Source organism: Sphingobacterium sp. HSC-15S19, from assembly GCF_050433745.1.
GTDB classification, from domain to species: domain Bacteria; phylum Bacteroidota; class Bacteroidia; order Sphingobacteriales; family Sphingobacteriaceae; genus Sphingobacterium; species Sphingobacterium siyangense.
Window position 1 is genome coordinate 179762 of the sequence record NZ_JBNPWQ010000005.1, and the last position, 16776, is coordinate 196537.

11 protein-coding genes are annotated in these 16776 nt (G+C 40.4%); 6 read left to right on the top strand and 5 right to left on the bottom strand.

Features of this window, described 5'->3' with window-relative positions:
* Positions 1-130: 130 nt before the first annotated feature.
* On the bottom strand, positions 131-1591 hold the full coding sequence (locus L1283_RS05955; RefSeq protein ID WP_145327830.1) for a glutamate synthase subunit beta: 1461 nt from the start codon (positions 1589-1591) through the stop codon (positions 131-133).
* Between the two features lie 17 nt (positions 1592-1608).
* Positions 1609-6123: a glutamate synthase large subunit gene (gene gltB, locus L1283_RS05960; RefSeq protein WP_088160254.1), complete on the bottom strand. Its 4515-nt coding sequence runs from the start codon at positions 6121-6123 to the stop codon at positions 1609-1611.
* A gap of 307 nt (positions 6124-6430) precedes the next feature.
* On the opposite strand from gltB, the gene L1283_RS05965 reads away from it, so the two are divergent.
* The 5 genes from L1283_RS05965 to L1283_RS05985 all read left to right on the top strand — a co-directional run bounded on the left by L1283_RS05965 (position 6431) and on the right by L1283_RS05985 (position 11514).
* Positions 6431-7528 (top strand): mandelate racemase/muconate lactonizing enzyme family protein, encoded by a 1098-nt coding sequence (locus L1283_RS05965; protein ID WP_075991068.1) that lies wholly within the window; start codon positions 6431-6433, stop codon positions 7526-7528.
* 254 nt (positions 7529-7782) lie between these two features.
* Complete coding sequence (locus L1283_RS05970; RefSeq protein ID WP_145327829.1) at positions 7783-8154, top strand: BlaI/MecI/CopY family transcriptional regulator; 372 nt, start codon at positions 7783-7785, stop codon at positions 8152-8154.
* A complete protein-coding gene (locus L1283_RS05975) occupies positions 8147-9619 on the top strand; it encodes a M56/M15 family metallopeptidase (RefSeq protein WP_088160256.1) in 1473 nt (490 codons plus the stop codon). Before L1283_RS05970 ends, L1283_RS05975 begins: the two co-directional genes overlap by 8 nt.
* Positions 9620-9792: 173 nt before the next feature.
* Positions 9793-10773, top strand: coding sequence for a deoxyhypusine synthase family protein (locus L1283_RS05980; RefSeq protein WP_046674101.1), 981 nt, complete (start codon positions 9793-9795; stop codon positions 10771-10773).
* Between the two features lie 78 nt (positions 10774-10851).
* Positions 10852-11514, top strand: coding sequence for a hypothetical protein (locus L1283_RS05985; protein ID WP_232475679.1), 663 nt, complete (start codon positions 10852-10854; stop codon positions 11512-11514).
* A 40-nt stretch (positions 11515-11554) separates the two neighbouring features.
* On the opposite strand, the gene L1283_RS05990 is transcribed toward L1283_RS05985, so the two are convergent.
* Together L1283_RS05990 and L1283_RS05995 are read right to left on the bottom strand one after the other, a co-directional pair.
* Entirely contained in the window at positions 11555-12535 is a 981-nt protein-coding gene (locus L1283_RS05990; protein ID WP_286852106.1) for an energy transducer TonB, read from the bottom strand.
* A gap of 89 nt (positions 12536-12624) precedes the next feature.
* Positions 12625-13236, bottom strand: a complete 612-nt coding sequence (locus tag L1283_RS05995; protein WP_198386031.1) for a hypothetical protein — start codon at positions 13234-13236, stop codon at positions 12625-12627.
* Positions 13237-13437: 201 nt separating this feature from the next.
* Between L1283_RS05995 and L1283_RS06000 the strand changes: the two genes are divergently transcribed.
* Entirely contained in the window at positions 13438-14013 is a 576-nt protein-coding gene (locus tag L1283_RS06000) for a non-canonical purine NTP diphosphatase (protein WP_088160258.1), read from the top strand.
* Positions 14014-14175: 162 nt separating this feature from the next.
* Here L1283_RS06000 and L1283_RS06005 read toward each other — a convergent pair whose 3' ends face one another.
* The gene (locus tag L1283_RS06005; protein WP_244294440.1) at positions 14176-16749 is read right to left on the bottom strand and encodes an OstA-like protein; all 2574 of its coding nucleotides are present in this window, start codon (positions 16747-16749) and stop codon (positions 14176-14178) included.
* Positions 16750-16776: the final 27 nt, after the last annotated feature.

Consider the following 16776-nt stretch of genomic DNA (forward strand, 5'->3'; position numbering starts at 1 on the left):
AAGGTCCGTTGAATTCTCAACGGACCTTTTTATGATTTTATACTGTTCACGCTTTTGCTCTTATCGCTAAAGATTATACGGTGGCTTGGTGTACCACTTGTATGAACTCTCTGTTGAGCGCGGCCTACTTTTAAGCATTTATTGTGGTCAGGAAGTCTTTGCTTTCAAGCTCTGAATAACCCATTAGGTATTCATCGACTTTTCGAGCACATTCGCGTCCTTCGGAGATGGCCCAAACAACAAGCGATTGGCCTTTACGGCAGTCTCCGGCTGTAAAGATATTATCAATTGTCGTTTGGTATTCTTTGTCATTTGCGAGGATATTTCCTTTTTCATCTACACGAACACCTAACTGTTCTAAGAGCGTATGTTCAGTATGTTGATAACCAATAGCCAGTAATACGAGGTCTGCCGGTATTTCACGGATCTCGGATTCTCCTAAGCGGGTTCTTTTTCCAAATTCATCAACTTCGTATTGAACTTCCTTGATTTTTACTCCCTTAATATGACCATTTTCGTCTTGGACAAATTCCTGGGTTTCTGTAGCCCAAAGTCTTTCACAGCCTTCTTCTTGGGAAGAGGAGGTTCCGAATGTGAGCTTGTCCATCGGCCAAGGATTGTTCTTTAGGCGATGTTTAGATGGTGTAGGTTTGCGGGCAATCTGTGTAATACTTTTTGCACGATGACGATTGGATGTACCAATACAGTCTGATCCGGTATCACCGTCACCGATGACAACAACATGTTTGTCTGTTGCCAAGATGCGGTCTTGTTCGATAGCGATTCCGCTTACTTCTTTATTCTGTTGGGTCAAAAAGTCCATGGCAAAATGTATGCCTTTAGCTTCATGCCCCGGTAATTGCATGTGCCAAGGAACGGTTGAACCAGTGGCCAATATAACTGCATCATAAGCTTTTAATTCATAAAAGCTGATATCTTTGCCAACTTCTGTGTTAACCTTGAATTCTATTCCCGATTCTTTCATGAGATTGACACGGCGATCGATCACCGATTTTTCTAATTTAAAATCCGGAATACCGTAACGGAGTAAACCTCCAACCTGGTCATCACGTTCGAAGACGATAACATCGTGCCCAGCCTTATTGAGCTGAGCGGCAGCCGCTAGTCCTGCTGGACCAGAGCCCACGACAGCGACGCGTTTGCCTGTTTTTAAATAGCTTTTATGTGCTTTGACATAACCCTTTTTAAAAGCAATCTCAATAATATGTTTTTCGATCTCCTCAATAGTGATCGGAGTACTATGTATGCCAAGTACACAGGCTGATTCGCATGGTGCCGGACATATTCTACCTGTAAATTCAGGGAAGTTATTGGTGGAGGACAAAATCTGATAGGCCTCTTCCCATTTTCCATCGTATACGGCATCGTTAAATTCAGGGATGACATTGCCCAGTGGGCAACCTGAATGGCAAAATGGAATGCCGCAATCCATGCAGCGAGCAGCTTGCTTATTGAGCTCATTCTCTGAATATCCTTTATTGAATTCCTTAAAGTGCTTTACGCGACCTTCCACAGCTTCTTTTGTCGGAAGCACGCGCTCAAATTCTTTAAAACCTGTAATTTTTCCCATGATCTGTGCTTCCTATATTATGCTTCAACTAATTTTTGACGAATGACATTTTTGTATTCTCTAGGGAATACCTTAATGAATTTATTTTTTTCTCTTGACCAGTTTTGCAGGATGAAATCTGCTCTGCGGCTATTGGTAAGCAAAATATGACGTTTCAGCAAAGCGATAATTGCGGTTTCGTCTTCACTTTCCAATGGGTCCAGATCGACCATTTCCTGATTGCAGTTTTCGCGGAAATCCTCGTTAATGTCGTAGATCCATGCGATACCACCGCTCATTCCGGCAGCAAAGTTACGACCCGTTGCCCCTAAGATCAGCGCACGGCCCCCAGTCATATACTCACAGCCATGGTCACCAACACCCTCAACGACAGCTGTTGCACCTGAGTTACGTACGGCGAAGCGTTCGCCGGCCTGTCCGTTCACGAATAGATGTCCAGAGGTTGCTCCAAATAGTGCAACGTTGCCGATAATGATATTATCTTCCGGTACGAGAGCACTTTCTGCAACTGGATAGATTGCTAGCTGAGCTCCTGATAGCCCTTTTCCAACATAATCATTGGCTTCACCTTGTAATTCAAATGAAAGACCCTTTGTTGAAAATGCACCGAAACTTTGTCCGGCGGAACCTTCAAATTTGAAATTGATGGTATTATCAGGCAGGCCTTCAGAACCGTAGAGTTTTGAAATTTCATTGGACAACATTGTTCCGATCGTACGGTCTGTATTTTTGACCTTAAAGGTGCCAAATACAGGAGTTTTGCTGTCTAAAGCCAATTTTGATTGTTTTAGGAGGCCCCAATCCAAAATCATGGCCATACCGTGATCCTGCTCTTCGGTATTGTATAACGATTGTCCAGGCTCGTTGCGTTCCACATGTAGAATGTCTGTGAAATCAATTTTCTTAGCTTTCCAATGGTTTATATTCTCGCGTTTTTTCAAGAATTGAGCTCTTCCCACCATTTCGTTGATGGTACGGAAGCCTAGATAAGCCATAGTTTCCCGGACTTCCTCCGCGAGGAAGGTAAATAAGTTGACAATATCTTCTGGTTTTCCAGAGAATAATTTACGCAGTTCTGGATCTTGAGTTGCAACACCTACAGGACACGTATTCAGGTGGCATTTACGCATCATGATACAGCCGCCGGCAACCAATGCTGCTGTAGATACGCCCCATTCCTCAGCGCCCAATAGTGTAGCGATGATGATGTCGCGACCTGTTTTTACCTGGCCGTCCGCTTGTAACACGACACGACTGCGCAATTTGTTTTTAACAAGTGTCTGATGCGCTTCTGCAAGGCCTAATTCCCAAGGTAGTCCAGCGTGCTTGATTGAACTGATTGGAGATGCACCTGTACCACCATCAAAACCTGCAATAAGAATGACGTCGGCATGGGCTTTTGCAACTCCGGCAGCAATGGTACCAACACCTGCTTTAGAGACCAATTTTACGTTGATTCTTGCTTGACGGTTAGCATTCTTTAGGTCAAAGATCAGCTGCGCTAAATCTTCGATGGAGTAAATATCGTGGTGGGGGGGGGGTGAAATCAGACCGACACCCGGTGTAGAGTGTCTGGTTTTTGCAATCCAGGCATCCACTTTGGGACCAGGTAATTGACCTCCTTCTCCCGGTTTGGCACCTTGGGCCATTTTGATCTGTAGTTCGTCCGCTTGTGTCAGATAATTGGACGTGACACCAAAACGAGCCGAGGCAACCTGTTTAATAGCCGAGCGCATAGAATCTCCATTTGGAAGCGGTTGATAACGCAATTCATCTTCTCCACCTTCACCAGTGTTCGATTTTGCACCGATGCGGTTCATGGCGATGGCAAGGGTACTATGCGCTTCGTGGGAAATTGATCCAAAGGACATCGCTCCGGTTGCGAAACGTTTTAGAATTTCACTAGCAGGTTCTACTTGCTCCAATGGAATAGAATTGCGATGTTTTGCAAAGTCCAACAATCCACGAAGGGTAAACATATGTTCCTTCTGCTCGTTGATTTTCTGTGCGTATTTTTTATAGGTTGCGTAGTCTCCGGTGCGACAGGCCTGTTGCAATAGGTGAATCGTGTCGGGATTCCAAAGGTGGCCTTCACCGCGGCGTTTCCATTGGTAAATACCGCCTTCTGGCAATAAATTTTGCGGTGTACGGCTTTTTTCAAATCCACGCCAGTGTTTTGAGAGGGCTTCTTTGGCAAGATCATCTAATGTCATGCCACCGATACGTGAGACTGCTCCGCAGAAAAATTTATCAACGACAGATTTGTCGATGCCGAGTACCTCGAAAATCTGCGCTCCGTGGTAGGATTGCAATGTGGAGATCCCCATTTTGGAGAAAATTTTCAACAAACCATTGTTGACGGCCTTGACGTAGTTTTTGGATAATTCTGGCCAAGTGAGCTCTGTATCTAAGGTATTTTGTTCCTTCATCGTACGGATGCTCGCCAATGCCATATACGGGTTGATCGCAGTGGCACCGAAAGCTAATAGGCAGGCAAAATGGTGCACTTCCCAAGCATCACCGGCTTCGACCACTAGACCTACAGCGCCACGGTTACCTGTTTTGATCAAGTGGTGATGGACTGCTGAAACAGCAAGTAACGATGGTATTGCTGCATGTTTGGAATCGATCGCACGATCTGAAAGAATTAAGACTTCAAAACCATCACGTACGGCATCATCCGCATAGCGGCACAAGCGTTCCAGACCTGCTTCCAATGATCCAGGCTTACCATCTGAGCGGAAATAAGACTGAATGGTTTTTGCTTGGAACAATCCTGTGTCGATCGAACGCAATTTCTCCAGTTCTTTGGAGGTCAGGATCGGATGCGGTAAAGTCACACAGTGACAGAATTTCTTGTCTTCGATCAGGATATTGCCTGCATTACCGATGAATGTTGCTAAACTCATGACCAAGCGTTCGCGAATCGGATCGATTGGAGGGTTAGTTACTTGGGCAAAAAATTGTTTAAAATAACTTGAAATATGCTGTGGTTGATCGGAAAGAATGGCCAGCGGAACATCGGACCCCATTGAGCCTGTCGGTTCGTACCCTGTCAATGCCATTGGAGTCAGGATGGTTTCCAGATCCTCGCGGGAGAAACCAAATGTCTTTTGATATTTGAAAACGGAATCTTTGGAAAGATAGGTGTAGGTTACACGAGGCTCTTCCAGTTCTTCCAGTTTGATTTTGTAATTGTCCAACCAATCGCTGTAGGGCTGCTGGTTGATCAGCTGATCTTTTACTTCGTTATCGGTAAGGATACGGCCCTGTTCCATATCGACAAGAAAAATCTTGCCTGCTTGTTGGCGGCCTTTTTTGATGATGGTAGACTCCTCGATCGGAAGTGCTCCCGCTTCAGAAGCAACAACGACGCGGTCGTCTGAGGTTACGGCATAACGTAGTGGACGTAAACCGTTGCGGTCTAGTGTAGCACCAATATGCTTACCATCGGTGAAGCAGAGGGCTGCAGGACCATCCCAAGGCTCCATCAACGTCGCATGGTATTCGTAGAAAGCACGTTTTAAAGGATCCATTTGTGTATTGCCATCCCAAGCTTCAGGTACCAACATCAACATGACGTGGGTGAGGCTACGACCGCTGTGTAAAAGAAGTTCCGCTACATTGTCGAGGCAGGCCGAATCGGACTGACCACGGTCAACGATTGGAAGTAAGATTTCCATCTCTTCTTCCGTAAAATAGGGCGATGATAAAGCGCGCATACCTGCATAAAACCAATTCAGGTTACCTGTCAACGTATTGATCTCGCCATTGTGTGCCAGCATACGGAATGGTTGAGCAAGCGACCATGAAGGGAAGGTGTTGGTGGAAAAGCGCGAGTGAACTAAGCCAAAAGCAGATACCACACGAGGATCGCGTAAATCAAGATAATAAGTTCCGACCTGGTATGTTGTTAATTGACCTTTGTAAATAATTGTTTTGCAAGAAAGCGATGCAAAGTAAAGCGGGAGAGGATATTCTTGTTGTTGTTTAACTTTTTGAATGATCAGGCGACGTAGTACAAAAAGTTTGCGTTCAAATTCTTCAGTGTTTGAAACGCCGTCCGGTCTGCTGACAAAAAATTGGACAATTTCAGGTTCTGCACTGAGCGCTGTTGGTCCAATACCTTCACGATTGACTGGTACTGGACGGTAGCCAAGGAATTTCATACCCCTTTCTGTTGCCGCTTCCTCAATCAAATCCCGACATATTTTGTTCATGTCTTCTTCTTTAGGAAGAAAGACCATACCTGTGCCATAATAACCTGGCTCTTCCAGTTGTATACCCAAGTTGATACATTCTTCCCATAAAAATTCATGTGGAAGCTGGATCATGATACCTGCTCCGTCACCGCTTTCTGGGTCACAGCCACAAGCACCGCGGTGTTCCATGTTTTCCAACATGGTCAATGCATCCTTTACTTGTGCGTGTGATTTATTTCCTTTGATATGGGCGACAAAGCCTACCCCACAGGCGTCATGCTCAAAATTAGGGTCGTAGAGGCCCTCCGTTTTCGGTCTTTGTTGAATCATCTTTCCTTTTCAAATATTATACATTGCTAATATAGGAATAAAAAACGTAAATATTGTAAATATTCTAATGAAAATGTGTTTAATTTGATTTTATCATTTCTTTTGAAGTGTTTTGTTGCTGATATTGTATTTGGTATTCGTGGCTGTTAATACAGTTTGATGCGTAGCTGAATAATGCAACATTTGGCAATATTTTTTTGTGCGATATGGAAAAAGCATCCCAAGATTGCGAGAATATATATAAATTAGGCAAAGTATTGCATATCCTTTTATGCTGTATCGACATGGCTTAACTAAAGAGAATGAGATGAAAATAACTGAAATTGAAATTTATCGACTAAGCATTCCTATGGAACCTTTTGTCATTGCGACAGGGACAATGGACTATGCGCAAAATACTTTTATACGTATATATACCGATGCCAATATATATGGTGTGGGCGAATGTTCTGCCTTTCCGATGATCGTTGGAGAAACACAAGATACTTGCTTAGTTCTGGCTAGAGATTTTGCAAAGATCTGGAAGGGGCGCGATCCTTTGGCCATAGAAGAGCGTTTGGCTGAATTGGATTTGTATATTGCCGGTAACAAAACGATCAAATCGGCTTTTGATATGGCCTTGTATGACTTGGCCGCCAAACATGCTGGTCTACCGCTTTATCAGTTTCTAAAGGGAACGAAACGAGAAATTACGACAGATATCACTTTAGGAATTGCGTCTCCGGAAGAGATGGCGCTGAAGGCAAAGCGTTTACAGGACGAAGGTGCGGTCATGTTTAAAGTTAAACTGGGGAAGGAGCCAAAAACGGATATTGCGCGTATTCGTGAAATACGTAAGGCTGTTGGATTCGAAATGCCTATTCGCGTGGATGCAAATCAAGGCTGGTCTTATGCGGGGGCAATAGAAGCTTTGCAGGGGCTAGAACCTTTTAAGATACAATTTTGTGAGCAACCAATGCGTACCTGGGATGACGAATATTTACCGCAATTGCGCACAGAAACTATTGTTCCCGTGATGGCGGATGAATCTGTTTATTCTCACCATGACGCAGAGCGTCTCTGTAAAGCTGATGCTTGCGATTATATCAATATTAAATTTTCCAAATCAGGAGGTATTCAAGAGGCCTTAAAAATTAATCATATTGCTGCGGAATACGGCATTACTTGTATGATCGGAGGAATGCTGGAATCTCGCTTGGCTTTGGCTGCTAAGGTACATTTCGCGTATGCTGCCCCAAATGTCAAGTTTTTTGATCTGGACACATGTATGGTTGGCCATCTGGAGGATCCTGTTATCGGTGGTATTCAATATGACGGATACAAAATACATATCTCAGACCAAATTGGAATCGGGGCAGATATAGACCAAACTTTTTTAGATCAATGCGAGAAATGGATCATTTAAATTGGAAAAAAAATTATGAATAGTATGAACTGGGGAATAGGGACACAAGAGATTATTGTCCTGATTATTATCATTATCTTTTTGGTAGCGGCCTATTTGTTTTTCTCTAAGTTATTGAAAAAGTAGGTTTTAATTTCTTTTTTTTGATTGAATATCTTCTGTAAACTTATTTTTAAGTTTTATAACTTATTTTTCAGTTGTAAAACTGAAAAATAAGTTATAGCTTTATGTTAGCATAAACAACGTATCAAATTATGGAAGAATTAACAAAAAAAGAAGAGGAAGTCATGCAGGTGATCTGGAAGCTCAAAGAGGTCTTTGTCAAAGATATTATTGAGTATCTGGATCCAAGTGGTTCCATACCCTATAATACAATCTCCTCGATTGTAAGAATATTGGAAAAGAAAGAGTATGTAGGTTATAGAGCCTTCGGAAAGACTTATCAATATTATCCTTTGATTTCGAAGATGCAATACCGAAAGTTATCATTCTCAAGAGTGCTCGATCATTATTTTGATGATTCGGTTGAAAACTTACTGTCTTTTATGGTAAAAGAAAAGAAGCTTTCGGCGAAGGATATTCAGAAAATAGAACAACTCATCAAAAAACACGAAGATCATGAATAGCTTACTTTATTATTTATTTGAAGTTAACTGCAGTCTGGTAATCGGGGCAGTTCTTTATTTTCTGGTATTCAGACAGCTTTCATTTTTTCAATGGAACCGTTATTTTATCCTGGGTTTATGTTTGTTGAGTCTGCTTCTGCCATTTGGAACTGTACGTTTGGGCGAACTATTTCTTTCGCCGACAAGTCCAGTGCTCGCTTTTGAACAATCGAACACAGTTGCTCATTCGATAGGAGCTTCGGGTGATCTCGTATCTGAAACAGAAATGGTCGATTCTTTCTGGCATTCCTTTTCGATTGGATATGGCATTGCTTATGGTTATCTGCTTGTATCTTTTGTTTTGTTATGCCGATTTGCGTTACGCTATATCCGCTTAGGCCGTCGTATTGGACAGCTGAGTCAGTATAAATTTGAAGGATTTACGATGGTTGCTCCCTTTGGACATTATGCAAATTGTTCAGTTCAGCATGTAATTGTTATGGAAGAAGATCAGCTTGATACACCAGATGGAAAATTGATTTTTGAACATGAGAGCCAGCATATTGTTTTTAAACATCGCCGGGATAAATTGTTTATAGAAATTTTTCGTTGCCTTTTTTGGCTAAATCCATTTGTTTATTGGATGCGTAGACAGTTGTATTTGGTGCATGAATATCAGGTTGACGAGGTATTGGCCAATCGATATGGTAACACCCGCTATGCCCGTTTTCTACTGACTTTAACACAACAGCCCTGTCCTGCTGGATTGCAGAGCAGTTTATTTAACAATAGGCATGAGCTGGTTGAACGGGTTCAGGCCATGATGGCAAAACCTTCCTCTAAAAAGAAAAGATGGCAATACGTGCTGACCGTTCCTTTATTAGGCCTTTTACTGCTATTTTACTCTTTTATTAATCCACCAATGCATTCCTGGTCTATCTTTTATTTTGGAAAAGAAAGAACTACGAAGACAATTGTCCTGGATCCGGGGCACGGCGGGAAGGATTCTGGTGCAACGGCATATTCTGGATTGATGGAAAAATCATTGACCTGGGAAACCTGTTTACTTTTGAAACAAGAATTGGAAAATAAAGGCTATAAAGTGATATTATCGCGTGGAGGTGATGAATTTAAATTGTTGAAGGAGCGTTCCAATTTTGAAGGGGATTTATTGCTTTCCATTCATTTTGATCGTGTAGAAACAAGAGAAGAGCTTCCTATTCGTATTCTGTACCAATCGGGGGTCACCAACGATATATTGGAACAGCATAATCAGAGGTTTGCATTTAGCCTAGATCAGAATCTAATCCAAAATGGATTATCGGTGAATAGGCCTCAGATCAGTACAAAACATGTTGTTTTACGTAGTGCTAAAATACCGGCACTTCTTCTTGAGCTGGATAACATCAATGCCATTGATAAAAATGTGAAACCTGATTTTGTTCAGAAATTAGCCAATGCAATAGATCAAAGCTTCGAATACTAAGCTTCGATCGAAGGAGAAGCGTCACGTTTATAATCGCAGCCTAGGAATACCATTTTTTTTACATTTGTTAAAAAAATGTGGTCTATACGCGTTTTGAATCTCTATTGGGACGAAAATAGATTATATTCAGTACCTTTGCGATACTTATTATTTTATAAAAGTTAGAAAATATCATGAGTACTCAAAAAGGACCTATTTCTCAATTTATTGAGCATAATTACCGTCACTTTAACGCAGCTGCATTAGTAGATGCTGCAAAAGGTTACGAGGAACATCTATTGGATGGTGGAAAAATGTTGATCTCTTTGGGAGGTGCAATGTCTACCGCTGAATTGGGTGTTTCTTTGGCAGAAATGATCCGTCAAGATAAAGTCCACTTTATTTCTTGTACTGGTGCTAATTTGGAAGAGGATGTGATGAACCTTGTGGCACACTCACACTACAAAAGAATCCCGAATTATAGAGATTTGACAGCTGAGCAAGAAAGAGAGCTATTGGATAATCACTATAATCGTGTTACAGATACTTGTATTCCGGAAGAGGAAGCTTTCCGTCGTTTGCAGAAACATCTTGAAGATGTTTGGCATGCTGCTGAGGCTAAAGGTGAGCGTTACTTACCACATGAGTTTCTTTATCAGGTTGTTAACTCTGGTGTGTTGGAGCAATATTATGAAATCGACCCAAAAGATTCTTGGATTGTTGCTGCTGCGGAGAAAAATTTACCAATTGTATGTCCAGGATGGGAAGATTCAACGACAGGTAATATCTTCGCTTCCAATGTGATCAAAGGTAAATTGAAAGCGAGTACTGTTAAATCTGGTATTGAGTACATGATTTACTTGACAGAGTGGTACCGTAACAACTCAGCAGGTAAAGGTGTTGGATTTTTCCAAATCGCAGGTGGTATTTCTGGTGACTTCCCAATCTGTGTAGTTCCGATGATGTATCAAGATCTTGAATGGGAAGAAGTACCTTTCTGGGCTTATTTCTGTCAAATTTCAGATTCAACAACTTCGTACGGTTCTTACTCTGGTGCTGTTCCAAACGAGAAAATCACTTGGGGGAAATTAGATATTGATACACCTAAATTTATCGTAGAATCTGATGCGACGATCGTTGCGCCATTAATCTTCTCGTATATCTTAGGTCATTAATCTTTTTGACATACAGAAAGGAGCGATTCTTCGCTCCTTTTTCTTCTTTATCTTTACTGTCTAATATTTCTTTTTCCGATGAGCAATCTTACAACAGATAACCCCGTTGCACTTCAGACCTTAATGGATGAAACAATCTTTGGTAATGGTTTTGATTTTCAAGCCGATCTGTCTACACATCCTTTACAGGAGGAGAATAGTGCTCATGCGCAAGCAGCTGTTGTACAAGCATCATCGGAAATGAAGGATACCTCGTATGTGGCGGTGGGCTTAGGTGCAGAGAAAGCCGCTGTAGCTATTGAGTCCGGCAGGGACGGCGATACTGTTAATCATCTGGAGGTATTGGGTGGTGAATTTATATATCAAGGAAATAAGGATCAGGGAATACTCTTTATTTTGCGTTACGAGCAATACCCCTATTTTTCTCCAGCCGCATTGGGCGCTTTTGAAAAAACAATTGGTGCTTTGAAATTGACGAAAGAGACCGTTGCGGTACTCAATTTGGCAAATCCCCATAACCCGAATGATTTTAAGCGTATTATGCAGTTTTTCCAACCGACTAAGATTATATTGTTGGGTGTGGAACCCGCGTCTTTGAAACTTCCATTTATTGAACATAATTCCTACATGAAAGGCCGTATTGCGACGGTTTTTAATACGTTCAGTTTTGAAGAGATGTTTGTTGATGTGAATAAAAAGAAGCTGTTCTGGAATGAATTTAAAACTTTTATCGTATCATAATTTGTAAATGGGATTAACTTCCAACTTTTGCGACGGTTCTTCAATCTTTCTGCAGGTTAAGCCGAATAGGTAACATGTAAGCAACACGAACGGATTCGCCTTTATATACCCTTGGGATCCATTTCTTCGATTTTTTGATGACAGCTATTCCTGCATCTCCAGTGCCAAATCCGAGGTCCTGAAAGATCCTAAAATCAGATAAACTACCATCCTTTTCAATAAAAAAGCCAATAAGTATTGTGCCACTTGCACCAGCTTTTAAAGCTTTTGATGGACAATTATAATTATTTGAGATAAATTGCATTAACTTCCCTATTCCTTCAGAATAGGTCGGGTCAATATTATAATTCGTAGAATCGTAACGTGATATAGTTCCATCGTTTTTGGTCATTTCGCCATATAACAGATTATCATCTTTATAGTATTCTTTGAATGTATATGGGATAATATCAGTACTCTTTCCTTGCCATTCACCTTCACGCTTGTTATTAACTAAAGGGCCTTCTTCAAAATCATTTTTAAATCCGGTTTTAAAATGTATAATCCCATTCCCATTTTCAATTTTTCTTATTCCCAAAGAATCAAAATAGGCTAGATATTGTGTGGTACTATTATATTGCCAAGTTATGTTATTGGTTCCATTATTAAGTGTTATTAAGTGGATTTTTCCAGATGGATAATAATAGTAAGCCGTATCGATCAAATATCCTTTAGCATTAAATGTTTCTTTGCTTTTAGGCATGCCATCTGGGTAGTAGGTCTCTTTATGCCCGATATAATTATAGGGTACCTTACCGGACAACGATATTCCGCTTGTTTTGACTTTATCATTACTCACAAATTTTTCCAAAACAATATATTGCTGTTTACCATCTTTAAATTCGGGAGTAACTTTTCTTGAATAATAGGCTTTGTTCATATCTGTTGTATGATTTCCGGTTTCGTCCAAATAATATTGGGCGTTGGCCTTGCTAATTCCAAACAGCAATAAACATAATAATTGTAATAAGACTCTTTTCATAAATAAGATATTTAATCTCCAGAAGTTATTTTAAAACTAAGCAAATCAAACGGGGGCAAGCCGTAGCTCACGCCCGCATGTAACATGTACTATTTAATCTTCTTTGCGATTAATTTTCCTAGCGATTTACCTGTCTTGGCATAACCTTCTGCCATTCTATCGTTGTTGTTTGCGACACCACCATAAGCACTTCCAGGAGCTTTTTCACTATCTATTTCCAGCAATACATGCGATGGATTTTCTGTTTCAACAAATTTAAGAACTGTACTCACTTTGGCAGCCTGTGCCATTACGCCAGCATACCATCCTGGGTAAATCCATATGGATTGCACAATAAGTGTATATTTCGCATTTGGATTTTTGCTGCTTTCGATATTCACATTTCTGTTCAGTAAAGAGATGAATTTATTCTGAAAATCATTTGCTTTTGATTGTTCCCAATCGGATTTCCAGATTTCTCCTTCCATTTTTCCTTTGCTGTCGGAAATCTCCTTTACCCTTCTTTTGACATATTCTTCCTCTGAGATTTTCTCATTGTAAAACGTTAATGGGGTATAATCAAATTGAACATTTAGCTCTTTCTGATCTTGTAAAAAATTAAAATTTCCGGATAGAACTTTTAAGCTTTGTGCGATAGAAACCGCAGGGATAGCCATCAATACAAGTAGCATTAATTTAATTGCAACATTTAAACTTTTCATTTTTGTTAGTGGGTTAATAATGCGTAAATATAAATTAAAAATTCTTTTCTTACCAAATGTGTATTACGAAGTAATTTGAAGCTGGATCTGAATACGTGTTGTAATTCTTTATTAAGGATTGGGGTTTTTCGGGAGGGAGGTATAAATAGCATAGTTTCGTAAGTATTTCTTACTTTTGGATTTTACTTTATTTTCAAGAAGATGCTAGAACTAGTGTTTGCAACCAATAATGCCCATAAACTAGAAGAGGTCCAAGCGATCGTTGGGGATGCTTTTGTCATTAAAAGTTTAAACGATATTGACTGTCAGGATGATATTCCAGAAACAGGTATAACATTTGAGGAAAATGCACAGCAGAAAACAGACTATTTGGTTAATAAATATGGCCTTTATTGCTTTGGTGATGATTCGGGATTGGAGATAGACGCATTAAATGGTGAACCGGGAGTTTATTCAGCACGTTATTCCGGATCGAGGGATATGGAAAAGAATATTGATCTTGTCCTGAAAAATTTAGGCGATAACCCCAATCGTACAGCGAGATTCAAAACAGTTATTTCATTATATTTGAATGAGCAGCAGCACTTTTTTGAAGGAAGTATCGAGGGGAAAATTACTGAAGAACGCAAGGGTATTGATGGTTTTGGTTATGATCCCATTTTTATTCCGAATGGCTATGATAAAACTTTTGCGGAGATGACTGCCCTGGAAAAAAACAGCATAAGCCATCGCGCGATTGCTGTCGGTAAACTTGCTGAATACCTAAAAACAAAATAGGTTATATTAAGGAACTCATTTGAGTTGTAAAATAGAAATTTCCATTTATCTGAGGTAGGGAATGAGCACATCTGATAGGATCAGCAGATAACTTAAATACAAAAAAGCAGCGCAAAACAATTTGTTTTGCGCTGCTTTTTTGTGCGACTCAGTATTGGCCGGTTATTTAGCTTTTACTTTTGTCTGTGTACTATCTTGTGCAGGTATTATCGCCGATTTACTAGTTGTTGAGTCGGACTTTGCAGCTACTTTGTCAGTTGCGGTCTTAACACTTGTTTTTGTAACGTTAGCTTTATCCGTTATTTCAGATGGCTTAGCTGTTTTGGTGACAGCGCTTGATTTATTGTTTGTAGCGTCCACCTCTTTTTCTTTCTCGAGCGTTTCGTTAGCACCAGCTTTCTTGGCGGCACCCTTTTGAGGGGTAGTTGTTTTATCGCCTTTTTTAATAGACTTCATTGTTCCAGATTCTTCACCTTCTGGTGCCGCCGGAACCGTAAATGACGCTTTTGAAAGATCCCTTTTTCGATTTAATAAATCATCTTTTGATTTAGGTCGATCTTCGGGGCGCCAGGTGAAATTCGGAAGAAACTCCTTGTCGGCCGTGACTTCAGCAATAGGATATACTTTGCCATCGACTTTCCGAATAGATACATATTCCTTCAGCTTATTATCTTCCATCAAGATCTTGAAACGACTGCTTCGATCATGGACAAGCTCAGTGGTTATATTGGTCTTTTCATCAATATTGTAGAATATATTTTCAGCGTTGCCATCAACAAACAGACGTTCCATACGGTTATTGGTAAAAAAGCTGGTAATCTTCCGACCTTTAATCTGATTGAATTTCAATGAGTCACTTGTTGCGTTAACCATGAAAGCGTTACCGACGAGTAGCGAATTGTCCAATTTTTGATTCTTTACCTGTAAGAATATGGTATCTCCGGATATTTGTGAGTTTTCGGCCCACATCATTGGTTTTCCCATCAGTCTGAACATGGAATCTTGCATACCATAATACATAGAATCTGCTACGGCTTGCAAGTCCGATTTAAATAATCGGGCATTATAGTATGCCTTTATAATCCGTGTTTTGGCCGTATCCTGGGCGAGAGAATCCCGTTTACCCTGTTGGGCATTTTTTAAAGCTGCTCCCATCAGTTTATCGGATTCACCGCCTTTCGGGATGATCGCTTTTTTACGCAATACACTATCAGCCTTGAGATTTTTTTCAATTTCTATCTTGTTTTGGTCACCGACAATAGCTGGTGTTTTCTTTGCTGCAATCGGTTTCTTATTTGTAAGTGTATCTTGTACTTTTTTAATGCTCTTTTCAAGAACCGGTTTGCCGCTGTCTTTTTTAGGCAAACTGTCGATTCCCTTGTGAAGGTCATCTTTTATGTTTTCTAATGTACCTGTGGAATCAACTGTTGTTGAGCTGGAATCCTGGTCACCATAATCGACCTCATTATCATCCTCAATAGCCCCACCTTCACGATTCAATTTAAAATCTTTTGCAATATAATCCCGGCGAAATATCATCTGTGAGAAGAGCGTGTCGGCTGTCATAAAAACAGAATCTACCTGTGAATCAGCCTTAAGTGGTTTATTATTGCCGCTTTTGATATTTTTACCTGGATGTTCCTTTTCTTCTAGAGCAACTTGCGATGTAGTTTTATTTGATCTGAGGTCATCTTTGTGTTGTTCTTTTTCAATCTTCTTCAATTCTTTCGCTTCATTTTTTAGCTCTTTCTCCGATTTTTGTTGGACAGGAGACAAAGAAGATACAGAATCTTTTTGTGTTGAATCTTTTTTGACAACCGAAATGATCAGGGGTTTGTCTGTCATCGTAATGGATTCGTTTCTCCCGTTGTACAAACCAAATCCACCATAGGCGTAAAATTTGTCTAAGGTATCAACAAAGACCACATTTTTTACGGCTTTACCGATTCCCACTTGTCTATCGTAGAATAGGCTGTCTCCCTTAAGAAACTTTGTCCCTTCTGTGTAGAGGTTGTTTTTAGAGAAATAAGCCTGGCCCGTTGCCATATGGTATCGGCCTTTTTCAGTATACAGGTTTTCCCCTTTATTTCCCTTGATATTGGTAGGCCCATAGAAATCAGTAATGCGAGTATTACCATTATATTTCATGGAGTCCGTGTAGACTTTTACATTGGTTGATCGGACCACAACTTTTTGATTGAAATAAGATTCCCCTGTATTTTCGAAATAAGTAGCTCGCTGGCTTGTAATTGTATCGCTTCCTGATAGAATACGCCCACCACTGTAATAATTACCGATTTTACTTCGCATATTATAGACAAGGTGATCGGTTGTCAGTATAGAGCCACTGGTGCTGACCATTCGTACAGCGCCCGTAAGTGTAGCGAGCTGCATGGCCGCTTCATAGTGTAATTTATTGGAAAATATCTGCGTGCCGTCGGGTTGAGTAATGATTACATTTCCAAAGGCTTCAAAAAATTGTCTACCAATGTTGTCTTTGTGTAAATAGCCACTATCTGATGATAGCGTTGAGCCTACATGTTCATAGACTGGGCGGTAAAAGAGGATATTGCCGTCTTTTCCAGTAATAATATGGGATGATGAAAGAAGCTTTAGTTCATCCTGTTTCTGTGCTTGGACCGACAAGCCAGTTAAAATAAATACAATAAGTGTATAAATGTATTGTTTCACAAGGGCAAAAATATGGATTTTAATTGCTACTTCACTGGATTTCACAAATTTTAAGACTTGAATTTATCATTC